Source organism: Streptomyces sp. SudanB52_2052 (genome assembly GCF_964272415.1).
In the GTDB taxonomy this organism is placed as follows: domain Bacteria; phylum Actinomycetota; class Actinomycetes; order Streptomycetales; family Streptomycetaceae; genus Streptomyces; species Streptomyces olindensis.
In genome coordinates this window covers 2,593,842-2,616,765 of sequence record NZ_OZ186796.1, presented here as the reverse complement: position 1 = coordinate 2,616,765, position 22,924 = coordinate 2,593,842, and the positions used below count along the sequence as shown (strand labels likewise).

The following is a 22,924-nucleotide window of genomic DNA, read 5'->3' as shown; positions in this document are numbered from 1 at the left end:
AGTCGCTGGGTGACGGGTACGGACGTGCAGAAGGAAGCAGAGGACTCGGGACCCAGCGGCTACGCGGCGGCCCGGCTGCGTCTCCTCACCGAGGAGGCGCGGTCCGGGCCGCCGCGCCGTGCGGCCCTGGCCGAACTGACCGACGACTGGCTCTCCGGCCTGTTCACCGCGGGCGCCGAGGGGCTGCGCGGGGCCTCCCTGGTCGCCGTCGGCGGCTACGGCCGCGGCGAACTGTCCCCCCGCAGCGACCTCGACCTGCTCCTGCTGCACGACGGCAGCGACACCAAGGCGGTCGCCGCCCTCGCCGACCGGCTCTGGTACCCGGTGTGGGACCTGGGACTGGACCTCGACCACTCCGTCCGCACGCCCGCCGAGGCCCGCAAGACGGCCGGCGAGGACCTCAAGGTGCAGCTCGGCCTGCTGGACGCCCGGCACATCGCCGGCGACCTCGGTCTGACGGCGGGACTGCGCACGGCCGTCCTCGCCGACTGGCGCAACCAGGCGCCCAAGCGCCTGCCCGAACTCCAGGAACTGTGCGCCGAACGCGCCGAGCGGCAGGGCGAGCTGCAGTACCTGCTGGAGCCCGACCTCAAGGAGGCCCGCGGCGGGCTGCGGGACGCCACCGCCCTGCGCGCCGTCGCCGCCTCCTGGCTCGCCGACGCCCCGCGCGAGGGTCTCGCCGACGCCCGGCGCCGCCTCCTCGACGTCCGGGACGCCCTGCACCTGGCCACCGGGCGGGCCACCGACCGGCTCGCCCTCCAAGAGCAGGACCAGGTCGCCGCCGAACTCGGCCTGCTCGACGCGGACACGCTGCTGCGGCAGGTCTACGAGGCGGCCCGGGTCGTCTCGTACGCCAGTGACGTCACCTGGCGCGAGGTGGGGCGCGTGCTGCGGTCGCGCGCCGTGCGGCCCCGGCTGCGCGCCATGCTGGGCGGCGGGAAACCGGCCCCCGAGCGGTCGCCCCTGGCGGAGGGCGTGGTCGAGCAGGACGGCGAGGTCGTGCTCGCCCGTGCCGCCCGCCCCGAGCGCGATCCCGTCCTGCCGCTGCGCGCCGCCGCGGCCGCCGCGCAGGCCGGACTCCCGCTCTCCCTGCACGCCGTACGGCGGATGGCGGCCACCGTGCGCCCGATCCCCACGCCCTGGCCCGCCGAGGCCCGGGAACAGCTCGTCACCCTGCTCGGCTCCGGCCGCCCGACCGTCGAGGTCTGGGAGGCGCTGGAGGCCGAGGGGCTGATCACCCGGCTGCTGCCCGACTGGGAGCGGGTCCGCTGCCGGCCGCAGCGCAACGCCGTGCACCTGTGGACCGTCGACCGGCACCTCATCGAGACCGCCGTGCGTGCCTCCGAGTTCACGCGCCGGGTCAGCCGGCCCGACCTGCTGCTGGTCGCCGCTCTGCTGCACGACATCGGCAAGGGCTGGCCCGGCGACCACTCGGTGGCCGGCGAGATCATCGCCAAGGACGTCGCCGCCCGCATCGGCTTCGACCGCCACGACGTGACCGTCATCGCCACCCTCGTACGCCATCACCTGCTGCTGATCGAGACGGCCACCCGCCGGGACCTGGAGGACCCGGCCACCGTGCGCTCGGTCGCCGAGGCCGTCGGCTCGCCGGGCACCCTGGAACTGCTGCACGCGCTCACCGAGGCCGACGCCCTGGCCACCGGCCCGGCCGCCTGGTCGTCCTGGCGGGGTTCGCTCGTGGCGGACCTCGTCAAGCGGGTCTCGGCGGTGCTCGCCGGGGACGCCCCGGACGACCCCGAGGACGCCGCTCCGACCGCCGAGCAGGAGCGGCTCGCCATCGAGGCCGTCGCGACCGGCGGCCCGGTCCTCGCCCTGCGGGCCCAGACCGAGCCGCCCGCCGGGCAGGAACCGTCCGGCGACCCCGAGCCGCTCGGAGTGGAACTGCTCATCGCCGTGCCCGACCAGCCGGGCGTGCTGCCCGCGGTGGCCGGGGTCCTCGCCATGCACCGGCTGACCGTGCGGACCGCCGAGCTGCGCTCCCTGACCCTCCCGGACGGCGTCGACGGCTCCGTCCTGCTGCTGGACTGGCGGGTCGCCGCCGAGTACGGCTCCCTGCCGCAGGCCGCCCGCCTCCGCGCCGACCTCGTGCGGGCCCTGGACGGCTCCCTGGACATCGCCGGCCGCCTCGCCGAACGGGACGCGGCCTATCCGCGCCGCCGGGGCGTCGTCGCGCCGCCGCCGAGGGTGTCGGTCCACCCGGCCGCCTCCCGGCTGGCCACGGTCATCGAAGTCCGCTCCCAGGACGCCCCCGGCCTGCTGTTCCGCATCGGCCGCGCCCTGGAGGACGCGAGCGTGCGGGTGCGCAGCGCGCACGTCTCGACCCTCGGCGCCAACGCCGTCGACGCCTTCTACGTGACCGGCCCGGAGGGCGCGCCGCTGCCCGCCGACGAGGCGGCGGCGGTGGCGCGGAAGCTGGAGGAGACACTGCGTGGGTGAGGGCGACCCGGCGACTTGTCACGCCGGGATACCCTGGAGGGCGATTCCCCAGTCTGTCTCCGACCCCGAGGACCGCGAGCGCCGTGTTCGATACTCTTTCCGATCGCCTCTCAGCGACCTTCAAGAACCTGCGCGGCAAGGGACGGCTCTCCGAGGCGGACATCGACGCCACGGCGCGCGAGATCCGCATCGCGCTCCTCGAGGCGGACGTGGCGCTTCCGGTCGTCCGGACGTTCATCAAGAACGTCAAGGAGCGCGCCCTCGGCGCCGAGGTCTCCAAGGCGCTGAACCCGGCCCAGCAGGTCCTCAAGATCGTCAACGAGGAACTGGTCACCATCCTCGGCGGCGAGACCCGGCGCCTCCGCTTCGCCAAGCAGCCGCCCACCGTGATCATGCTGGCGGGTCTGCAGGGTGCCGGTAAGACCACCCTCGCGGGCAAGCTCGGCCGCTGGCTGAAGGAGCAGGGCCACTCCCCGCTGCTGGTCGCCTGTGACCTCCAGCGCCCCAACGCCGTCAACCAGCTCAGCGTCGTCGCCGAGCGCGCCGGCGTCGGCGTCTACGCGCCGGAGCCGGGCAACGGCGTCGGCGACCCCGTCAAGGTCGCCAAGGACTCCATCGAGCACGCGAAGTCCAAGGTCCACGACATCGTCATCGTCGACACCGCCGGCCGCCTCGGCATCGACCAGGAGATGATGCAGCAGGCCGCGGACATCCGCGACGCGGTCTCCCCGGACGAGATCCTGTTCGTCGTCGACGCGATGATCGGTCAGGACGCCGTCAACACCGCCGAGGCCTTCCGCGACGGCGTCGGCTTCGACGGCGTGGTGCTCTCCAAGCTCGACGGCGACGCCCGCGGTGGTGCCGCCCTGTCGATCCGGCAGATCACCGGCAAGCCGATCATGTTCGCGTCGAACGGGGAGAAGCTCGAGGACTTCGACGCCTTCCACCCGGACCGGATGGCCTCCCGCATCCTCGACATGGGTGACCTGCTCACCCTGATCGAGCAGGCGGAGAAGACCTTCGACCAGGCCGAAGCCCAGAAGATGGCCGAGAAGCTGGCCTCCAAGAAGGGCCAGGACTTCACCCTCGACGACTTCCTGGCCCAGATGGAGCAGGTCAGGAAGATGGGCTCCATCTCCAAGCTGCTCGGCATGCTCCCGGGCATGGGCCAGATCAAGGACCAGATCAACAACCTCGACGAGCGGGACGTCGACCGCACGGCGGCCATCATCAAGTCGATGACCCCGGGCGAGCGCCAGGACCCGACGATCATCAACGGCTCCCGCCGCGCCCGTATCGCGCGGGGTTCCGGTGTCGAGGTCAGCGCGGTGAAGAACCTGGTCGAGCGGTTCTTCGAGGCCCGCAAGATGATGTCCCGCATGGCCCAGGGCGGCGGCATGCCGGGGATGCCCGGGATGCCGGGCATGGGCGGCGGTCCCGGCCGGACGAAGAAGAAGCAGAAGCAGGCCAAGGGCAAGCAGCGCTCCGGCAACCCGATGAAGCGCAAGCAGCAGGAGCAGGAGGCCGCCGCCCGCCGCGCGGCCGCCGCCGAGGCCGGAGGCGCCTTCGGGCTGCCGCAGCAGGGCGGCAAGGACTTCGAACTCCCCGACGAGTTCAAGAAGTTCATGGGCTGACGGTCCCCGCCGCACGCCACCGGCCCGCTCCGCACGACACCGAGGGCGCCCCTTGCCCCAAGGGGTGCCCTCGCGGCCGTTCCGTCAGGCTCCGGGCGTCACGGCGTCCGGGCGATCAGATACCGGAACACGTTCGGCATCCACACCGTCCCGTCCCGCCGCTGGTGCGGATGGAGCGCCTCGGTCAGCTCCTTGTCCACCTGCACCTGGTCCGTCGCCGTCATCGCCGCGTCGAACAGCCCCGTCGACTTCAGCCCGCGCACCGCGCTGTCCACGTCCGCGTACCCGAACGGGCACGCCACCCGCCCCGAGCCGTCCGGCTTCAGCCCGGCCCGCTGGGCGACCTCCTCCAGGTCGTCGCGCAGGGCGGGACGCCAGCTGCCCGAGGCGCGCAGCGGCTCCGCCAGCTTCGTGGCCACCCGCAGCACGGACGTCGTGGCGCAGCGCTCGGGCGGGCCCCAGCCCGCCAGCACCACGGCCGCACCCCGCTCGGCGAGCGGCGTCGCCTCCGCGAGCAGCCCGCCCAGCCCCTCCGCGTCGCCCGCGAGGCACCCGATCGGCTCGAAGGCGGTCAGGAGGCTGTACGCGGGAGCGCCCGGCTCCCGCGTGTCCCGGGGCGAGCCCTCGACCAGCCGGGTGCCCGCACGCCCGCGCGTGCTCCCCGCCTCGGGCAGCAGCCGCTCCCGTGCGAGAGCCATTCTTTCGGGGGAAGCGTCGACACCGGTGACCGCCGCTCCCCGGGCGGCGGCCATCAGCAGGGCGAGCCCGGAACCGCAGCCCAGGCCGAGCAGCCGCGTGGCGGGACCCACGTCCAGTCGCTCGTAGACGGCCTCGTAGAGCGGTACGAGCATCCGCTCCTGGATCTCGGACCAGTCACGCGCGCGTGCACGCAGGTCCACGCGGGGTGCGGCCCCCGCGTGAGGCAGGTGCTGCCGCACGAGCGTAGGTGTCATAAGTAAGCGCCCCAATCCGCCGAGAGTTGCCTCTTGCCCGATTCCATGGCCCCCGTGACAGTGCGCTCGCACTACCCCCGTATGCCAGGAAACTCCCCCCTCGACCTGTCGTCCAGTGGAATGGGCCCCGGCTTGTGAGTTGTCATGTGCCTATGGCGAGATTTCACATTCCGGCAACCTGGGCCCGTACCATCGCGCCATGGCCAAAGCACCTGTTCTCACTCCCCGGGCGGACGATTTCCCGCGCTGGTACCAGGATTTGATCACCAAGGCGGAACTCGCCGACAACGGTCCGGTGCGCGGCACCATGGTCATCCGACCGTACGGGTACGGGCTCTGGGAGCGGATGCAGGCCGAGATGGACGCCCGCATCAAGGAGACGGGCACCCAGAACGCGTACTTCCCCCTGCTGATCCCGCAGTCGTACCTGACCAAGGAGGCGGACCACGTCGAGGGCTTCGCGCCCGAGCTGGCCGTGGTCACGCACGGCGGCGGCAAGGAACTCGAGGAGGCCGCCGTGGTCCGGCCCACCTCGGAGATGATCATCAACGACTACTTCTCCAAGTGGGTGCAGAGCTACCGCGACCTGCCCCTGCTCATCAACCAGTGGGCGAACGTCGTGCGCTGGGAACTCCGGCCCCGCCTCTTCCTGCGCACGACCGAGTTCCTCTGGCAGGAGGGCCACACCGCGCACGCCACGTACGAGGAGGCGCGCGATTTCGCCGCGCATATCCACCGGCGGGTCTACGAGGACTTCATGGTGAACGTCCTCGCCATGGATGTCGTCCCCGGCCGCAAGACCGTCAAGGAACGGTTCGCGGGCGCCGTCAACACCCTCACCCTCGAAGGCATGATGGGCGACGGCAAGGCCCTCCAGATGGCCACGAGCCACGAACTGGGCCAGAACTTCGCCAAGGCCTTCGACACCCGGTACCTGTCCAGGGAGGGGCGGCAGGAACTGGTCTGGCAGACCTCCTGGGGCTCCACCACCCGCATGATCGGCGCCCTGGTGATGATGCACGGCGACGACCACGGCCTGCGCGTCCCGCCCCGGCTGGCGCAGATCCAGGCCGTGGTGCTCGCGATCAAGGGCGATGAGGCGGTTCTGGCCAAGGTCCGCGAGCTCGGCGACCGGCTGAAGGTGGCCGGCGTGCGCGTCCACGTCGACGACCGCACCGACACCCCGTTCGGTCGCCGCGCCGTCGACTGGGAGCTCAAGGGCGTCCCCGTGCGCGTCGAGGTCGGGCCGCGCGACCTGGAGAACGGCACGGCGATGCTCGCGCGCCGCATCCCCGGGGGCAAGGAGCCGGTGTCCCTGGACGACCTGGTCGAGTTGCTCCCCAGGGTCCTGGAAGAGGACCAGGCGCTGCTGCTGGAGCAGGCGCGCGAGCGCCGCCGGTCCCGGACCGCGGAGGTCTCCACGATCGACGAGGCCGTCGAGGCCGCGACGGCCGGTGGCTGGGCGCGCATCCCCTGGTCGGTGCTCGGCGAGGAGGGCGAGGCCAAGCTGGCCGACCACGCGGTGACCGTACGGTGTCTGGTCGCCGAGGACGGGTCGGTGCCGGACGCCGACGACGCACCCGGTAACGTCGCCGTCGTCGCACGCGCCTACTGAGTCGCGGCACGCGGCCACCGGTGGGGCGCAAGGCGGCCGAAACGCCTCTTGCGCACCGGCGGGCCCCCGCGTCCCCGGCGCGCGGACATCGTCTACGCGCCGGGGCGTACGCGGGGCTACGCACCACCTTGTGGTGAGCTGTGAGGCTTCTCCCCAGATCAGCGCAGGCGCCCTCGTCGGGACGCATCAGAGGCAACTGACGGGTACGTGCAAATTATTTGGGATGGCCCGGAATCGGAACACTGGGGCACCCCGGCTCGTTGTCATTACGTGAGCACGACACAGACACCACCTGTTCTCGCCGCAGAGCTGGCACAGGCGTGGGCCGACATTCAGCGGTACCACCCCGAGCTGCCCGACCTTGCCGCGCCAGAGTCCCTGATCGGGGAGTCGTCGTCCGCGTGCGGTCACGAGCTCTCCTTCGAGCGACTGCTCCATGAGGCAGTCCATGGCATCGCCGCCGCGCGCGGCGTCCGCGACACCTCCCGTGCCGGCCGCTACCACAACCGCAGATTCCTCGCGATCGCAGAGGAGCTGGGCCTGGACCACCCCGAGGAACCGCACCCGAGCAGCGGCTTCTCCCTGGTCACGCTCACCCCCGAGGCGAAGCGCCGCTACCGCCCGACGATGGAGCGCCTCCAGCGCGCCCTGAAGGCCCACACCGCGGCCACCTCCTCCGACACCTCCCGCACCTTCCGGGGCCCGGCCGCCCGGCACGGCTCCTCCGGCGGCGGCGTCCGCGTCAAGGCGGTCTGCGACTGCGGCCGCAACGTCCGCGTGGTGCCGTCGGTCCTCGCCCAGGCCCCGATCGTCTGCGGCGGTTGCGGCAAGCCGTTCCGGATCCCGGAGGTCGTGGGGGCGGGAGCGGTCGCCGGCTGACGTCCCCCACCGGCATCTCGTGGCTGCCGGTCGAGACGGACGCCGGGGCGGTGCGGCACCCGACGTACCTCACCTCCACGCCGGGTGCCGCTCCGGCCTGCCCGCACGCGGCGCACCCCCGGCCGGAGCGACCCGCAGGGTGTGGCACAATGGCTAGCTGTACTCGACAGCCGCACAGGACCCCTCTCTCCTCCGGCTGACGCGTCCATCGGGCACTCGGGTACCGCAACCCCACGCGGCCTTCTCGCCGTGCCCAACCACGTCAAATCCAGGAGAACCCACTCCCGTGGCAGTCAAGATCAAGCTGAAGCGTCTGGGCAAGATCCGTTCGCCTCACTACCGCATCGTCGTCGCCGACTCCCGTACCCGTCGTGACGGCCGTGCGATCGAGGAGATCGGCAAGTACCACCCGACGTACAACCCGTCGGTGATCGAGGTCGACGCCGAGCGTGTGGCGTACTGGCTCGGTGTCGGCGCCCAGCCGACCGAGCCCGTGCTCGCCATCCTCAAGAAGACCGGCGACTGGCAGAAGTTCAAGGGCGAGCCCGCTCCGGCCCCGCTCCTGACGCAGCCCGAGAAGGCCGCGCGCCCGTCGTTCGAGGCTCTCGGCGGTGACGACGAGGGCAAGGGTGAGGCGATCACCCAGAAGAAGAAGGCTGAGAAGAAGGACGAGGCCGCCGCTGAGTCCGCGTCGACCGAGGCCTGAGCATGCTCGAGGAGGCTCTCGAGCACCTCGTGAAGGGCATCGTCGACAACCCTGACGATGTGCAGGTCGCCTCGCGCAACCTGCGTCGCGGGCGAGTGCTCGAGGTCCGGGTCCACCCGGACGACCTCGGCAAGGTGATCGGCCGCAACGGCCGCACCGCACGCGCCCTGCGCACCGTCGTGGGCGCCATCGGCGGTCGCGGAGTCCGCGTCGACCTCGTCGACGTGGACCACGTCCGCTGACGCTTATCGCGCAACCGGCTCGGGCCGGGGAGGGCCACTGGGCCGTCCCCGGCCCGCAGCCGTATGACAGGAGATTGGACACGTGCAGCTGGTAGTCGCACGGATCGGCCGTGCCCATGGCATCAAGGGTGAGGTCACCGTCGAGGTCCGTACGGACGAGCCGGAACTGAGGCTCGCCCCCGGTGCCGTACTCGCCACCGATCCCGCCTCCGCGGGACCGCTCACCATCGAGACGGGCCGCGTCCACAGCGGCCGTCTCCTGCTGCGCTTCGAGGGCGTCAGCGACCGCAACGGCGCCGAGGCCCTGCGCAACACCCTCCTGATCGCCGACGTCGACCCGGACGAACTGCCCGAGGGCGAGGACGAGTACTACGACCACCAGCTCATCGACCTCGACGTGGTCACCGCGGACGGCACCGAGGTCGGGCGGATCACGGAGATCTCGCACCTGCCCACCCAGGACCTGTTCATCGTGGAGCGCCCCGACGGCAGCGAGGTGCTGATCCCCTTCGTCGAGGAGATCGTCACCGAGATCGACCTGGAGGAGCAGAGGGCCGTCATCACCCCGCCTCCCGGCCTGATCGACGACCGCGCCGAGATCGCGTCCAGCCGGGAAGAGTCGTAATGCGCCTCGACGTCGTCACGATCTTCCCCGAGTACCTGGAACCGCTGAACGTCTCCCTCGTGGGCAAGGCACGCGCGCGTGGACAGCTGAACGTCCACGTCCACGACCTGCGCTCCTGGACCTACGACCGCCACCACACCGTCGACGACACCCCCTACGGCGGCGGCCCCGGCATGGTCATGAAGACCGAGCCCTGGGGAGACGCCCTGGACTCCGTCCTGGCCGACGGCTACGAGACCGGCTCCCACGAGCCCGCCCTCATCGTGCCCACCCCCAGCGGACGCCCCTTCACCCAGGAACTCGCCGTCCACCTCTCCGAGCGCCCCTGGCTGATCTTCACGCCGGCCCGCTACGAGGGCATCGACCGGCGCGTCGTCGACGAGTACGCGACGCGCATGCCGGTGTACGAGGTGTCCATCGGCGACTACGTGCTGGCCGGCGGCGAGGCGGCCGTCCTCGTCGTCACGGAGGCCGTGGCGCGGCTGCTGCCGGGCGTCCTGGGCAACGCCGAGTCCCACCGGGACGACTCCTTCGCGCCCGGCGCCATGGCGAGCCTGCTGGAGGGCCCCGTCTACACCAAGCCGCCCGAGTGGCGCGGCCGGGACATCCCCGACGTGCTGCTCAGCGGCCACCACGGGAAGATCGCCCGCTGGCGCCGCGACGAGGCCCTGAGGCGCACCACCGCCCACCGGCCCGACCTGATCGAGCGGTGCGACCCCAAGGCCTTCGACAAGAAGGACCGCGAGATGCTCTCCATCCTGGGCTGGGCACCCGACCCGGAGGGGGAGCCGTACGGCCGATTTTGGCGCAGGACCGACGACGTGGAAGAATAGCCAGCTGTTGTGCGTCCGTCCGGCGTGCGCCCCTGCCACAGGGGGAGACGACGCCCGCCCCGACCCGCACAGCCCTGATTCCGAAACACCTAGTTTCCGTTGATGACCTGTGGCATCAGCGAGGAAAGCAGACGACATGTCTCACCTGCTCGACACCGTCGACTCCGCGTCGCTGCGCAGCGACGTCCCCGCCTTCCGCCCGGGCGACACGGTCAACGTGCACGTCCGCGTCATCGAGGGCAACCGCTCCCGTGTGCAGCAGTTCAAGGGCGTCGTGATCCGTCGCCAGGGCTCCGGCGTGCGCGAGACCTTCACGGTCCGCAAGGTCTCCTTCTCCGTCGGCGTCGAGCGCACCTTCCCGGTGCACACCCCGATCGTGGAGAAGATCGAGCTCGTCACCAAGGGTGACGTCCGTCGCGCCAAGCTGTACTACCTGCGCGAGCTGCGCGGCAAGGCCGCGAAGATCAAGGAGAAGCGCGAGAGCTGAGCGCTCTCCGGGGTTCACACCGGGGCCGGATAGCATCTGGCTCCGATGGACACCGAAGCACAGCCGACGGAGCGCGACCGCTCCTCCCGCCCTTCCGACTCCGAGCAGACCTCGGACCCCGGAGGGCCGGAGGGCCGGTCGCGTTTCGCGTTGGTGTCGCGTGTCAGCGCATGGATCCCGGGCGGCCGGATCACTCTCACCCTGCTGACGTGCCTGCTGTTCCTGCTGTTCCTCAGCACGTTCGTGATGCGGCCGTTCCAGATCCCCAGCGGATCCATGGAGCAGGCATTGAGGATCGGGGACCGGGTTCTCGTAAATAAGTTGGCGTACCGTTTCGGTGCCGATCCGCAGCGGGGAGACATCGTCGTGTTCGACGGGACCGGCTACTTCGGGCACGCGGACTACGTCAAGCGCGTTGTAGGCGTGGGGGGAGACCACGTGGTGTGCTGCGACAAGGAGGGGAGGATCCAGGTGAACGGCCGGCCGGTCGACGAGTCGGGCTTCCTGTACCCCGGCGACAGCCCGTCCTCGGTGCCCTTCGACGTCGTCGTGCCCGACGGCACCCTGTTCGTCCTCGGCGACCACCGCAGCAGCTCCAGCGACTCCCGGAACCACCTCGGCTCACCGGGCGGCGGCATGATCCCGGTCGACGACGTCATCGGCCGCGCCGACTGGATCGTCTGGCCCTTCGGCCACGCCACCCGGCTGCAGCGCCCCGACGCCTACGCACACGTGCCCGCCCCCGCCGCCGGAGAGGCGGGCGCCCATGGGTAACCGCGGCAAACCGCGCGGCGTCCCCGCCAGCCCCGCGGACAACCTGCTGCCCACCGGCGCCCGGCGCGCCGCCAGCCCGTCCGGCGGCCGTACGCGCGCCGAGCGGCGCAAACTCCAGAAGAAGGTCAAACGGCGCCGCAGGCGCGGTGCCGTCAAGGAGATACCCCTCCTCGTCGGCGTCGCCGTCCTGATAGCCCTCGTCCTCAAGACCTTCCTCGTCCAGGCCTTCGTCATCCCGTCCGGCTCCATGGAGCAGACGATCCAGATCGGCGACCGCGTCCTGGTCGACAAACTCACCCCGTGGTTCGGCTCGAAGCCGCAGCGCGGGGACGTCGTCGTGTTCAAGGACCCCGGCGGCTGGCTCCAGGACGAGCAGCCCACCACGCAGAAGGACGACCCCGTCGTCATCAAGCAGATCAAGGAAGGGCTCACCTTCATCGGCCTGCTGCCGTCCGAGAACGAGAAGGACCTCATCAAGCGGGTCGTCGGCGTCGGCGGCGACCGCGTCAAGTGCTGTGACGCGCAAGGGCGCGTGACCGTCAACGGCATCCCGCTGAACGAGGACTACCTGTACCCCGGCATCGCCCCGTCCGACACGCAGTTCGACATCACGGTGCCCCCGGGGCGGCTGTGGGTGATGGGCGACCACCGGAACAACTCCGCGGACTCCCGCGCCCACCAGGACACCGACTACGGCGGCACGGTCTCCGAGGAGGAGGTCGTGGGCCGTGCCATGGTCATCGCCTGGCCCCTCGGCCACTGGAACATGCTCGAGGAGCCGAACACGTACGCCTCCGTGTCCGACTCGGCCACCGGGTCGACCGCTGCTCCTCCGCTGTCGCATAGGGTTGCCTCCGACGATTCGAACGGAACGATCCAGCTCCCGACCCCTGCGGAACTCCCGCTCGTTATGGGAGTGGTGGGCCTGCGTCGTGTATGGGGCAGGCGGCGGCACAGAGTGAGGAGTTGGCGTGGGGGATGTGGCGGTTGGCGCACGGTCCGGACACGACGGCGAGGAGCACCGCGGACGCCCCGCGGAATCCGCCGTCCCGGCCGCGGACAGCGCCGTGACCTCCGGGAGTGACTCCGGGGCAGCCGAGGACGACAGGGTGACAGGCGAGCACACGACAGCCGAGGGCCAGGGGCCGGGCGGTACGGCCCGGACACCGAAGAAACCACGCTCCTTCTGGAAGGAGCTGCCCATCCTGATCGGCATCGCGCTGGTACTGGCGCTGCTGATCAAGACCTTCCTGGTGCAGGCGTTCTCCATCCCCTCCGACTCGATGCAGAACACCCTCCAGCAGGGAGACCGCGTCCTGGTCGACAAGCTGACCCCCTGGTTCGGCTCCGAGCCCGAGCGTGGCGAGGTCGTCGTCTTCCACGACCCGGACAACTGGCTGGCGGGCGAGCCGACGACGGATCCGAACGCCCTGCAGACGTTCCTCAGCTGGATCGGCCTCATGCCGTCCGCGGAGGAGAAGGACCTCATCAAGCGCGTCATCGGCGTCGGCGGTGACACGATCGAGTGCAAGGGCACCGGCCCGTTGACGGTCAACGGCAAGGCGCTGGACGAGCGGTCGTACGTCTACGCCGGCAACACGCCGTGCAGCGTCGACGACCAGGGCGGCCAGTTCAAGGTGAAGGTCCCCAAGGGCTACATCTGGGTCATGGGCGACCACCGGCAGAACTCGCGGGACTCCCGCTACAACCAGTCCGACAAGCACCACGGCATGGTCCCCGTGAAGGACGTCGTCGGACGGGCCATCGTCATCGCCTGGCCGATCAACCGCTGGGACACGCTGCCGGTGCCGGACACCTTCGACCAGGCCGGTCTGAACGCCCAGCCGGCCGCAGTGGGCTGGGCGGTCGCGCCGCAGGGGCTGGCGCTCGCCGGTGTGGTGCCGGTGGTGTGGTGGCGCCGCAGGAAGCAGTAGCACGGCCCAGGAGGGCGGCGACCCGGGGTGGGAAGCAGACGGCGCCGCTCGGTCGGCAGTGATCCCACCCGTCTGCTGACCCCGGTCGGTACCCCCGGGTAGGGTGCGGACCCATGGGTGGCGAGAGCAGGACGCACACGGCCCCGCGCGGCGGCGGCACAGGCACGGGCCCGGTGGGCAGCCGGACCGGACAGCGCTTGTCCGGGCTGGCCGTCGCGCTGGGCCTCGTGCTGTTCCTCGGCGGGTTCGCCTGGGGAGCGGTGGTCTACCGGCCGTACACCGTGCCCACCAGCTCGATGACGCCGACGATCGACGCGGGCGACCGGATCCTGGCGCAGCGGGTCGACGGCGCCGACGTGCGCCGCGGCGACGTCGTCGTCTTCAAGGACGCGACCTGGGCGAACGCGCCCATGGTCAAGCGCGTGGTCGCCATCGGCGGCGACACGGTCTCCTGCTGCCAGGACGGCAAGCTCAAGGTCAACGGCAAGGAGATCGACGAGACGTACCTGCCCGAGGGCACACCGGCCGAGATGAGCAACTTCCCGACCGTGACCGTCCCCAAGGGCCGGCTGTTCCTGCTCGGCGACGAGCGCGGCAACTCCGTCGACTCCACCGCCCACCTGACCGACGCCGCCAGCGGCACGGTGGCCCGCTCCGCCGTGGACGCGCGCGTGGACGCCGTCGTCTGGCCCATGAAGGGCATGCTGGAGCGCCCCACCGGCTTCGAACCGCTCGGCGCCCTCTCCTCGCCCGGACCGCTGCGCACGATCACCGCCCTGATCATCGCCGGCGCCGTGCTCGTCCTGGGCGGCGGTGCCTACGGCCCGATCGCCAAGCGCGCGGACGCGGCCCGGGCGCGGCGGTCGAACGCGGAGCCCGCGGGTGTCCGCTGAGGCCTTGGACGCGGGCCAGGACGGCTACGAGGGCGGACTGCGCAAGGTCGCCCGGGTCGTGCTGCTCGACCCGCAGGACCGCATCCTGCTGCTGCACGGGCACGAGCCGGACGATCCGGCCGACGACTGGTGGTTCACCCCCGGCGGCGGCGTGGAGGGCGACGAGACCCGTGAAGAGGCCGCCCTGCGGGAACTCGCCGAGGAGACGGGCATCACCGAGGTCGAGCTCGGCCCGGTGCTGTGGCGGCGGGTGTGCTCGTTCCCGTTCGCGGGCCGCCGCTGGGACCAGGACGAGTGGTACTACCTGGCTCGTACGGACCGTACGGCGGTCGCCGCCGCCGGGCTGACCGAGCTGGAACGGCGCAGCGTCGCCGGAGCGCGCTGGTGGACCTGTCCGGAACTGACCCGGGCACATGAGACGGTGTATCCGACCAGACTCGCCGGGCTGCTGCGCACGCTGCTCGACGAAGGTCCCCCGGCCAGGCCCGTGATCCTTGACCCGGAAATCGTCTAGCGGCTCACGGGACTGGCGCACAATGGTGGGATCGCACGGCTGAAGGGGAACATGCCATGAGCGCCGAGGACCTCGAGAAGTACGAGACCGAGATGGAGCTGAAGCTCTACCGGGAGTACCGCGATGTCGTCGGTCTGTTCAAATACGTGATCGAGACCGAGCGGCGTTTCTACCTGACCAACGACTACGAGATGCAGGTGCACTCGGTCCAGGGTGAGGTGTTCTTCGAGGTGTCCATGGCCGATGCCTGGGTGTGGGACATGTATCGGCCGGCGCGGTTCGTGAAGCAGGTCCGGGTCCTCACGTTCAAGGATGTGAACATTGAGGAGCTGAACAAGAGCGACCTGGAGCTGCCGAGCGGGTGACGTTCACCCCGGCGGGTGACCGGGTTGTCCACAACCGCTGAGCTGTCCACCAAGATCCACTTCTGGGTCGCGGCTGCGTGATCGTTGGCGCCGGAGGTGGTGCCGACATGAACGCACGCAGTGCGATGGGCAGGTACGGAGAGAGCCTGGCGGCCAGGCGGCTGGCGGAGGCGGGCCTGACGGTCCTGGAGCGCAACTGGCGCTCGGGCCGCAACGGCGAGATCGACATCGTGGCCCGGGACGGGGACGTCCTGGTCGTCTGCGAGGTGAAGACCCGCAGGGAAGGTCCCTTCGAGCATCCGATGGCGGCCGTGACCCCGCAGAAGGCGGACCGGCTGCGGGACCTCGCCGAGCGGTGGATCCAGACCCACGGGGGCGCACCGCCCGGCGGGGTCCGCATCGACGTCGTCGGAGTCCTGCTGCCCGCCCGCGGCGCGGCCGTGGTCGAGCACGTGCGGGGGGTGGCCTGATGGCATTCGCCCGTACGTGTTCGGTGGCGCTGGTGGGCGTCGAGGGCGTGGTCGTCGAGGTGCAGGCCGACCTCGAACCGGGCGTGGCGGCGTTCACGCTGGTGGGGCTGCCCGACAAGAGCCTCACGGAGAGCCGCGACCGGGTGCGCGCCGCGGTCGTCAACTCGGGAGCGGCCTGGCCGCAGAAGAAGCTCACGGTGGGCCTGAGCCCGGCCTCCGTACCGAAGTCCGGCAGCGGCTTCGACCTGGCCGTCGCGGCGGCGGTCCTCGGCGCGGCGGAACGCATCGACCCGCGGGTCCTCGCCGACATCGTGATGATCGGCGAACTGGGGCTGGACGGACGGGTGCGACCGGTGCGGGGGGTGCTGCCGGCGGTGCTGGCGGCGGCGGACGCGGGGTATGAGCAGGTGGTGGTGCCGGAGTGCGCGGCCGCCGAGGCGTCCCTCGTACCCGGGGTCTCCGTCCTCGGCGTCCGCAGCCTGCGGCAGTTGATCGCCATCCTGGCCGACGAACCCGTGCCCGACGAGGAGCAGGACGAGCTGGGACGCCCGGATCCACTCCTCGCCGGTCTGCGCGTGCCGGGCGCGGGCGCGGCCACCGGCATGCACAGCGTCGGCGCCGCCCAGCACGACCACGGCCACGACCTGGCGGACGTCGTGGGACAGCTGTCGGCGCGCACGGCGGTGGAGGTGGCCGCGGCGGGCGGGCACCACCTCTTCCTGGAGGGGCCGCCCGGGGCCGGCAAGACGATGCTCGCGGAGCGGCTGCCCACCATCCTGCCCCGGCTCAGTCGGCAGGAGTCGCTGGAGGTCACCGCGGTCCACTCCGTGGCGGGCCTGCTGCCACCCGGCAAGCCGTTGATCGACGTCGCCCCGTACTGCGCCCCGCACCACTCGGCCACCATGCAGGCACTCGTCGGCGGCGGCCCCGGCATCGCGCGGCCCGGCGCAGTGTCGCTGTCCCATCGCGGCGTGTTGTTCCTGGATGAAACGCCGGAATTCAACAGCCAGGCCCTGGACGCGCTGCGCCAGCCGCTGGAGGCGGGCCACGTGGTGATCGCGCGCAGCGCGGGAGTCGTGCGCTTCCCGGCGAAGTTCCTGATGGTGCTCGCGGCCAACCCCTGCCCGTGCGGCCGGTTCTCCCAGCGGGACGACCTCTGCGAGTGCCCGCCCTCGGCGATCCGCCGATACCAGGCCAGGCTCTCCGGGCCGCTGCTCGACCGCGTCGACCTGCGCGTCGAGGTGGACCGCGTCACCCGCACCGAGCTGACCGCCTGCGGCGCCCGCGGCGAGTCCACCGCGACGGTCGCCGACCGGGTCCGGGCGGCCCGGGAACGGGCTGCGGAGCGCCTGGCGGCCACTCCCTGGCGGACGAACAGCGAGGTGCCCGGCCGCGAGCTGCGCAGCCGCTGGTACGCCGCCTCCGGCGCGATGGACGAGGCCGAGCGGAACCTGGAGCGGGGCGTCCTGACCGCCCGCGGACTCGATCGCGTCCTGCGCGTGGCCTGGACCGTGGCCGATCTGGTGGGCCACGACCGGCCCGACGCGACGGACGTCGCACTCGCGCTCCAGCTGCGCACCGGCGTACCGAGGGGCGTGCCCATGGCCATCGGGGCACTGACGTGAGCGTCCTCGACGACCCGGACGACGAACTCCTCGCCCGCGTCTTCCTCTCCCGCGTCATCGAGCCTGGGGACGAAGCCGGTGGGCGGTGGGTGCGGGAGGTCGGGGTCGGGGGAGTGGTGCGGCGGCTGGTGGAGGGAGGGGCGCCTCTGCCGGGCGTGAGCGCGAAGCGGTGGGCCGGGCTGCTGGCCAGGGCCGCGGTCGCCCGGCCGCGGCGGGATCTGGAGGTCGCCCGCGACGCCGGGGTGCGGTTCGTGTGCCCCGGGGAGTCCGAGTGGCCGGGGCAGCTCGACGATCTCGGGGATGCCCGGCCCCTGGGCCTGTGGGTGCGAGGGAGGCCCAGCCTGCGCATGTGGGCGCTGAAGTCGGTCGCGGTCGTCGGCGCCCGGGCCTGCACCGAGTACGGGGCGCACATGGCGGCCACCCTCGCCGCCGGTCTCGCCGAGCAGGGCTGGGTCGTGGTCTCCGGCGGCGCCTACGGCGTCGACGGCGCCGCCCACCGCGGAGCCCTCGGCACGGGCGGAGCCACCGTCGCCGTCCTCGCCTGCGGCGTCGACCGGCCCTACCCGCGCGGACACACCCAGCTGATCGGCAGGATCGCCGAACAGGGTCTGGTCATCGGTGAGTTGCCGCCCGGCGATCATCCGACACCGAGCCGGTTCATTCTGCGGAACCGGGTGATCGCGGCCCTCACCCGCGGCACCGTGGTCGTCGAGGCCGCCCACCGCAGCGGCTCCCTGGTCACCGCCCGGGCGGCCCAGCGCCTGGGCCGGCACACAATGGGCGTACCGGGCCCCGCCACCAGCGCCCTGTCCGCCGGGGTGCACGAGCTCCTGCGCGCGGAAGCGGCCCTGGTCACCGACGCCGCCGACGTCGTCGAGCTGGTCGGCGACATCGGACAGCTCGCCCCCGACCGGCGCGGCCCCGTCCTGCCCCGGGACCTGCTGGAGCCGGCCGCCCGGCAGGTGCTCGCCGCGCTGCCGGGGCGCCGGGCCGCCCGGCCGGACGAGATCGCGCGCCGCGCACAGACCACACCGGACGACGCGATCGCGAGACTGTACGAACTCCGAGCACTCGGTTACGTCGAACGACACGGCGACGGCTGGAAGTTGACACGCCAGGCGGTGATGTCGGTCCGCGGCGGTCCCGAGCCATGAGGACCGCCCCTGTTCGGCCGTCCGGGGGAACCCCGACACCCCTTGGAATGCGCCCAGTTGGGGGTCTGCGGTGAGCACGCCGGGCGAGCGCGGCGCTTCGGCCGGACGCCTTCCGGAACGTGTCTGCGCCCCCTTCGACCTCCGTCCTTCGCGCACCGCGACACCACAGTCACGCTACGCTCACGAGCATACCGACACGGACAGGCAACTCGACATCAGACAGACAGCTCACCCCAGCAGCACCACTTCGCAGCAGAACGGCACAAGGCGACGAATGCCCCAGCACACCTCCGGGTCCGACCGGGCGGCGATCCCCCCAGCCGCCCGTGACGGTGGCAGCGTGCGGCCGCCCGCTCCCTCGACGCTCGACGAGCTGTGGCGGTCGTACAAGGCGACGGGGGACGAGCGGCTGCGGGAGCAGCTGATCCTGCACTACTCGCCGCTGGTGAAGTACGTCGCGGGCCGGGTCAGCGTGGGCCTGCCGTCCAACGTCGAGCAGGCGGACTTCGTCTCGTCCGGGGTGTTCGGGCTGATCGACGCGATCGAGAAGTTCGACATCGACCGGGAGATCAAGTTCGAGACGTACGCCATCACCAGGATCCGCGGCGCGATGATCGACGAGCTGCGGGCGCTGGACTGGATCCCGCGCTCGGTGCGGCAGAAGGCGCGCAACGTGGAGCGGGCGTACGCCACCCTGGAGGCGCGGCTGCGGCGCACGCCGACGGAGGGCGAGGTGGCCTCCGAGATGGGTATCGCGGTCGAGGAACTCCACGCGGTGTTCAGCCAGTTGTCGCTGGCCAACGTGGTGGCCCTGGAGGAGCTGCTGCACGGGGGCGGTGAGGGCGGCGACGGGCTGAGCGTCATGGACACGCTGGAGGACACCGCCGCCGACAACCCGGTGGAGGTCGCCGAGGACCGGGAGCTGCGCAGGTTCCTCGCCCGGGCGATCAACACGCTGCCCGAGCGGGAGAAGACCGTGGTCACGCTGTACTACTACGAGGGCCTCACGCTGGCCGAGATCGGGAACGTGCTGGGTGTGACCGAGAGCCGGGTCAGCCAGATCCACACCAAGTCCGTGCTCCAGCTCAGAGCGAAACTGGCGAGCTTCGGCCGCTGACCTGGCCGGATGGCGTCGGCCCGGCGGGAGCCACTCCCGTCCGGCCCGGCGCGTCCGTAGAGTGTTGATGTGCCAAGGATTCGAGCGGCCTCCGTGGCCGAGCACCGGTCGATGCAGCGAGCCGCCCTGCTGGACGCGGCTCGTTCCTTGTTGTCCGAGGGCGGTACGGAGGCGCTGACCTTCCCGGCCCTCGCCGAGCGGACGGGCCTCGCGCGGTCCTCCGTCTACGAGTACTTCCGGTCACGGGCGGCCGTGGTCGAGGAACTGTGCGAGGTCGACTTCCCTGTCTGGGCGGCGGAGGTGTCGGCGGCGATGGAGCGGGCGGAGACGCCCGACGCCAAGGTCGAGGCGTATGTGCGGCAGCAGCTTGAACTGGTCGGGGACCGGCGGCACCGGGCCGTGGTGGCGATCTCCGCGAGTGAGCTGGACGCGGGGGCCCGGGAGAAGATCCGGGCGGCGCACGGCGGGCTCGTCGCGATGATCGTCGAGGCGCTGGCCGAGATGGGGCACGAGCAGCCCCGGCTCGCCGCGATGTTGGTGCAGGGCGTCGTGGACGCGGCGGTGCGGCGGATCGAGCTGGGGGCCGCGGAGGAGCCCGGGGTCGTCACCGAGGCGGCTGTCTCCATGGCTCTGCGGGGTGTGCGGGGCTGAGCCTCGCCGGAGCCGGAGCCGGAGCCGGAGCCGGAGCCGGAGCCGGGGCCGGGTGGGTGAGCAGCCCGCCGCCGCGGGGTGCAGCGGGGTGCTGCCGGGCGCCTCCGCCAGGCTCTCGGCTTTGCTCAGGCGGAGGCCCATCGCCCACCCACGGCGCAAAGGCGCCCGCCCGCGCCGCCCGAGCGGCGCGACTCCCCGTGCCCTGGGCGAGCCGCGCCCTAGGTGAGGACCGGCAGCAGCCTCGACGGGCCCCGGTTGAGGAGCCACGGTGGCAGCAGCGACAGCGGGTTCAGGTACGTCCCGCCCCGGCGCAGGCCCCAGTGCACGCACGGAGCCGTGCAGTGCGAGCCGGTCGCCGCCACCGTGCCGATCACCTCGCCCGCCTCCACCTCCGCGCCCTCCTCGACGGACGCCGTCACGGGTTCGTAGGTCGTGCGGAGCGGGGGATCGCCGGTCCCCGCCAGGTCCACCGAGACGACCCCCTTGCCGGCCACCCGGCCCGCGAAGGCCACCCGGCCCGCCGCCACCGCCCGCACCGGCGTCCCGGGCGCTGCCGTCAGGTCGACGCCCCGGTGGCCCGGGCCGTACACCGTCTCGGGGGGTTCCCAGCCGCGCAGGACCGGGGGACGTAAGCCCACCGGCCAGGTGCGGCCGAGGGCGGGTACGGTCGCATCCGTACCGGTCAGGGACAGGCTCGGCGGTGGGGACAGCAGGGCCGTCGCCGTGAACACCAGCAGCAGGACCAGCCGCGTACACCCACGCACACATCGCTTCGCTCGCATGCCGAAAGCGTCCCGGACCGCCGCCCCTTCCGGACCGTGGCTGTGGACCACCGCCCGGTTGTGGACAACGGCGTCACCCGGTGCCCCGCGGGTCCCGTACACTTCTGGTGGCGATCCGGGTCACCGGGTCGACTTCGCACGCCCCGATACGCAGCCCGGCAACGGGCCGTATCAGCGCCCCTCGGTCCCTCGTGGCACGGCGCGCAGTGGGCGTCAGGCGCGGAAGCCGTCCGGCATCCGCGGCACAACCGAGAAATTCAAGGAGATACGGCCATGGCCGTCGTCACGATGCGGGAGCTGCTGGAGAGCGGCGTCCACTTCGGTCACCAGACCCGTCGTTGGAACCCGAAGATGAAGCGCTTCATCTTCACGGAGCGCAACGGCATCTACATCATCGACCTGCTCCAGTCGCTGTCGTACATCGACCGCGCCTACGAGTTCGTCAAGGAGACCGTCGCCCACGGCGGCACGGTCATGTTCGTCGGCACGAAGAAGCAGGCGCAGGAGGCCATCGCCGAGCAGGCCACCCGCGTCGGCATGCCCTACGTCAACCAGCGCTGGCTGGGCGGCATGCTCACCAACTTCTCGACCGTCTACAAGCGTCTGCAGCGCCTCAAGGAGCTCGAGCAGATCGACTTCGAGGACGTCGCCGCGTCCGGTCTGACCAAGAAGGAGCTTCTCGTGCTCTCGCGCGAGAAGGCCAAGCTGGAGAAGACCCTCGGTGGTATCCGCGAGATGCAGAAGGTGCCCAGCGCCGTCTGGATCGTGGACACCAAGAAGGAGCACATCGCCGTTGGTGAGGCCCGGAAGCTGAACATTCCGGTCGTCGCGATCCTCGACACCAACTGCGACCCCGACGAGGTCGACTACAAGATCCCGGGCAACGACGACGCGATCCGCTCCGTCACCCTGCTCACCCGCGTCATCGCCGACGCCGTCGCCGAGGGCCTCATCGCCCGCAGCGGTGTCGCCACCGAGGGCAAGGGCGAGAAGGCCGCCGGCGAGCCGCTGGCCGAGTGGGAGCGCGACCTGCTCGAGGGCGAGAAGAAGGCCGACGAGGCCGCCGCCGAGGCCGCTCCGGCCGCCGAGGCTGCTCCGGCCGCCGAGGCCGAGGCCGAGAAGCCGGCCGAGGGCGAGAAGCCGGCCGAGGCCGAGCAGGCCTGACCCGTCAGCGTCCGAGTTGACGGCGGGAGCGCTGACATGAAGTCCGCTCCCGCCGTTCACCCGTAGGTCAGCGGAAGGACAGCGCCCCCCGGCTCCATGGGCGCACCCGCAGATCTTCGATCTTCCAGACTTCGAGAAAGATTCACAGACTCATGGCGAACTACACCGCCGCCGACGTCAAGAAGCTCCGCGAGCTCACGGGCGCCGGCATGATGGACTGCAAGAAGGCGCTGGACGAGGCCGAGGGCAACGTCGAGAAGGCCGTCGAGGCGCTCCGCATCAAGGGCCAGAAGGGCGTCGCCAAGCGCGAGGGCCGCTCCGCCGAGAACGGCGCCGTGGTCTCGATCATCGCCGACGACAACTCCTCCGGTGTCCTCGTCGAGCTGAAGTGCGAGACGGACTTCGTCGCCAAGGGCGAGAAGTTCCAGGCCGTGGCCACCGCCATCGCCGAGCACGTCGCCAAGACCTCCCCGGCCGACCTGGAGGCCCTGCTCGCCTCCGAGATCGAGGCCGGCAAGACCGTCCAGGCGTTCGTCGACGAGGCCAACGCCAACCTGGGCGAGAAGATCGTCCTGGACCGCTTCGCGCAGTTCGCCGACGGCTACGTCACCGCGTACATGCACCGCACGATGCCCGACCTGCCCCCGCAGATCGGTGTCCTCGTCGAGCTGGACAAGCCGAACGCCGAGATCGCCAAGGGCGTCGCCCAGCACATCGCCGCCTTCGCGCCGAAGTACCTCTCCAAGGAGGACGTGCCGGCCGAGGTCGTCGAGTCCGAGCGCCGCGTCGCCGAGGAGACCACCCGCGCCGAGGGCAAGCCCGAGGCCGCCCTCCCGAAGATCGTCGAGGGTCGCCTCAACGGCTTCTTCAAGGACGCCACGCTGCTCGGCCAGCCGTACGCGCTCGACAACAAGAAGTCCGTCCAGAAGATCCTGGACGAGGCCGGTGTCACCCTGAAGCGCTTCACGCGCATCAAGGTCGGCATCTGAGTCCGTACCGCGATCGACGCCCGACCCCGATAGGGTCGACAGCAGTCGTCCGCGTACGCCG

General features: G+C 71.6%; 24 protein-coding genes. 22 read left to right on the top strand and 2 right to left on the bottom strand.

Translation table 11 applies throughout. The annotated features are described in order from the left end of the window. Positions 1-9: 9 nt before the first annotated feature. Entirely contained in the window at positions 10-2,457 is a 2,448-nt protein-coding gene (locus ACSUPV_RS11295; RefSeq protein WP_037763892.1) for a [protein-PII] uridylyltransferase, read from the top strand. A gap of 83 nt (positions 2,458-2,540) precedes the next feature. Beyond that, positions 2,541-4,091 (top strand): signal recognition particle protein, encoded by a 1,551-nt coding sequence (ffh, locus tag ACSUPV_RS11290; RefSeq protein WP_031120929.1) that lies wholly within the window; start codon positions 2,541-2,543, stop codon positions 4,089-4,091. A 98-nt stretch (positions 4,092-4,189) separates the two neighbouring features. Here the strand turns inward: ffh and ACSUPV_RS11285 are convergent, their stop codons facing one another. Continuing rightward, on the bottom strand, positions 4,190-5,044 hold the full coding sequence (locus ACSUPV_RS11285; RefSeq protein ID WP_037763890.1) for a methyltransferase domain-containing protein: 855 nt from the start codon (positions 5,042-5,044) through the stop codon (positions 4,190-4,192). Between the two features lie 199 nt (positions 5,045-5,243). Between ACSUPV_RS11285 and proS the strand changes: the two genes are divergently transcribed. The 18 genes from proS to ACSUPV_RS11195 all read left to right on the top strand — a co-directional run bounded on the left by proS (position 5,244) and on the right by ACSUPV_RS11195 (position 19,928). Beyond that, a complete protein-coding gene (gene proS / locus ACSUPV_RS11280) occupies positions 5,244-6,659 on the top strand; it encodes a proline--tRNA ligase (protein ID WP_436947413.1) in 1,416 nt (471 codons plus the stop codon). A 270-nt stretch (positions 6,660-6,929) separates the two neighbouring features. Beyond that, positions 6,930-7,538, top strand: coding sequence for a hypothetical protein (locus tag ACSUPV_RS11275; RefSeq protein WP_114255550.1), 609 nt, complete (start codon positions 6,930-6,932; stop codon positions 7,536-7,538). Positions 7,539-7,824: 286 nt separating this feature from the next. Further along, the gene (gene rpsP, locus ACSUPV_RS11270) at positions 7,825-8,244 is read left to right on the top strand and encodes a 30S ribosomal protein S16 (RefSeq protein WP_031120925.1); all 420 of its coding nucleotides are present in this window, start codon (positions 7,825-7,827) and stop codon (positions 8,242-8,244) included. A 2-nt stretch (positions 8,245-8,246) separates the two neighbouring features. Then, the gene (locus tag ACSUPV_RS11265) at positions 8,247-8,486 is read left to right on the top strand and encodes an RNA-binding protein (protein WP_003973401.1); all 240 of its coding nucleotides are present in this window, start codon (positions 8,247-8,249) and stop codon (positions 8,484-8,486) included. 82 nt (positions 8,487-8,568) lie between these two features. Continuing rightward, complete coding sequence (rimM, locus tag ACSUPV_RS11260; RefSeq protein WP_031120924.1) at positions 8,569-9,111, top strand: ribosome maturation factor RimM; 543 nt, start codon at positions 8,569-8,571, stop codon at positions 9,109-9,111. Beyond that, positions 9,111-9,944: a tRNA (guanosine(37)-N1)-methyltransferase TrmD gene (trmD, locus tag ACSUPV_RS11255; RefSeq protein WP_031120923.1), complete on the top strand. Its 834-nt coding sequence runs from the start codon at positions 9,111-9,113 to the stop codon at positions 9,942-9,944. Before rimM ends, trmD begins: the two co-directional genes overlap by 1 nt. A gap of 136 nt (positions 9,945-10,080) precedes the next feature. Then, the gene (rplS, locus tag ACSUPV_RS11250) at positions 10,081-10,431 is read left to right on the top strand and encodes a 50S ribosomal protein L19 (protein ID WP_003993262.1); all 351 of its coding nucleotides are present in this window, start codon (positions 10,081-10,083) and stop codon (positions 10,429-10,431) included. A gap of 45 nt (positions 10,432-10,476) precedes the next feature. Then, a complete protein-coding gene (gene lepB, locus ACSUPV_RS11245; RefSeq protein ID WP_037763881.1) occupies positions 10,477-11,205 on the top strand; it encodes a signal peptidase I in 729 nt (242 codons plus the stop codon). Then, on the top strand, positions 11,198-12,289 hold the full coding sequence (gene lepB, locus ACSUPV_RS11240; protein WP_031120921.1) for a signal peptidase I: 1,092 nt from the start codon (positions 11,198-11,200) through the stop codon (positions 12,287-12,289). Before lepB (ACSUPV_RS11245) ends, lepB (ACSUPV_RS11240) begins: the two co-directional genes overlap by 8 nt. Further along, complete coding sequence (gene lepB / locus ACSUPV_RS11235) at positions 12,177-13,139, top strand: signal peptidase I (RefSeq protein ID WP_436947412.1); 963 nt, start codon at positions 12,177-12,179, stop codon at positions 13,137-13,139. Before lepB (ACSUPV_RS11240) ends, lepB (ACSUPV_RS11235) begins: the two co-directional genes overlap by 113 nt. 113 nt (positions 13,140-13,252) lie before the next feature. Next, positions 13,253-14,032, top strand: coding sequence for a signal peptidase I (gene lepB, locus ACSUPV_RS11230; protein ID WP_031120919.1), 780 nt, complete (start codon positions 13,253-13,255; stop codon positions 14,030-14,032). Next, positions 14,022-14,546, top strand: a complete 525-nt coding sequence (locus ACSUPV_RS11225) for an NUDIX hydrolase (RefSeq protein WP_382614845.1) — start codon at positions 14,022-14,024, stop codon at positions 14,544-14,546. Before lepB (ACSUPV_RS11230) ends, ACSUPV_RS11225 begins: the two co-directional genes overlap by 11 nt. Before the next feature lie 56 nt (positions 14,547-14,602). Beyond that, positions 14,603-14,911 carry a DUF2469 domain-containing protein gene (locus ACSUPV_RS11220; RefSeq protein ID WP_003993268.1) on the top strand — a complete coding sequence of 103 codons (309 nt, stop codon included), beginning with the start codon at positions 14,603-14,605 and terminating at the stop codon, positions 14,909-14,911. A gap of 107 nt (positions 14,912-15,018) precedes the next feature. Beyond that, on the top strand, positions 15,019-15,381 hold the full coding sequence (locus ACSUPV_RS11215) for a YraN family protein (protein ID WP_389617373.1): 363 nt from the start codon (positions 15,019-15,021) through the stop codon (positions 15,379-15,381). Further along, entirely contained in the window at positions 15,381-17,006 is a 1,626-nt protein-coding gene (locus ACSUPV_RS11210; RefSeq protein ID WP_436947411.1) for a YifB family Mg chelatase-like AAA ATPase, read from the top strand. Before ACSUPV_RS11215 ends, ACSUPV_RS11210 begins: the two co-directional genes overlap by 1 nt. Next, complete coding sequence (dprA, locus tag ACSUPV_RS11205; protein ID WP_037763872.1) at positions 17,003-18,160, top strand: DNA-processing protein DprA; 1,158 nt, start codon at positions 17,003-17,005, stop codon at positions 18,158-18,160. Before ACSUPV_RS11210 ends, dprA begins: the two co-directional genes overlap by 4 nt. Positions 18,161-18,434: 274 nt before the next feature. After that, positions 18,435-19,277: an RNA polymerase sigma factor WhiG gene (gene whiG / locus ACSUPV_RS11200; protein ID WP_020270719.1), complete on the top strand. Its 843-nt coding sequence runs from the start codon at positions 18,435-18,437 to the stop codon at positions 19,275-19,277. Between the two features lie 93 nt (positions 19,278-19,370). Then, the gene (locus tag ACSUPV_RS11195) at positions 19,371-19,928 is read left to right on the top strand and encodes a TetR/AcrR family transcriptional regulator (RefSeq protein WP_031120914.1); all 558 of its coding nucleotides are present in this window, start codon (positions 19,371-19,373) and stop codon (positions 19,926-19,928) included. Between the two features lie 218 nt (positions 19,929-20,146). Here ACSUPV_RS11195 and ACSUPV_RS11190 read toward each other — a convergent pair whose 3' ends face one another. Further along, complete coding sequence (locus tag ACSUPV_RS11190; RefSeq protein ID WP_436947410.1) at positions 20,147-20,710, bottom strand: peptidoglycan DD-metalloendopeptidase family protein; 564 nt, start codon at positions 20,708-20,710, stop codon at positions 20,147-20,149. Positions 20,711-20,983: 273 nt separating this feature from the next. Between ACSUPV_RS11190 and rpsB the strand changes: the two genes are divergently transcribed. Both rpsB and tsf read left to right on the top strand, forming a co-directional pair. Then, a complete protein-coding gene (gene rpsB, locus ACSUPV_RS11185; RefSeq protein WP_037763869.1) occupies positions 20,984-21,874 on the top strand; it encodes a 30S ribosomal protein S2 in 891 nt (296 codons plus the stop codon). 152 nt (positions 21,875-22,026) lie between these two features. Next, on the top strand, positions 22,027-22,863 hold the full coding sequence (gene tsf / locus ACSUPV_RS11180; protein WP_031120911.1) for a translation elongation factor Ts: 837 nt from the start codon (positions 22,027-22,029) through the stop codon (positions 22,861-22,863). Positions 22,864-22,924: the final 61 nt, after the last annotated feature.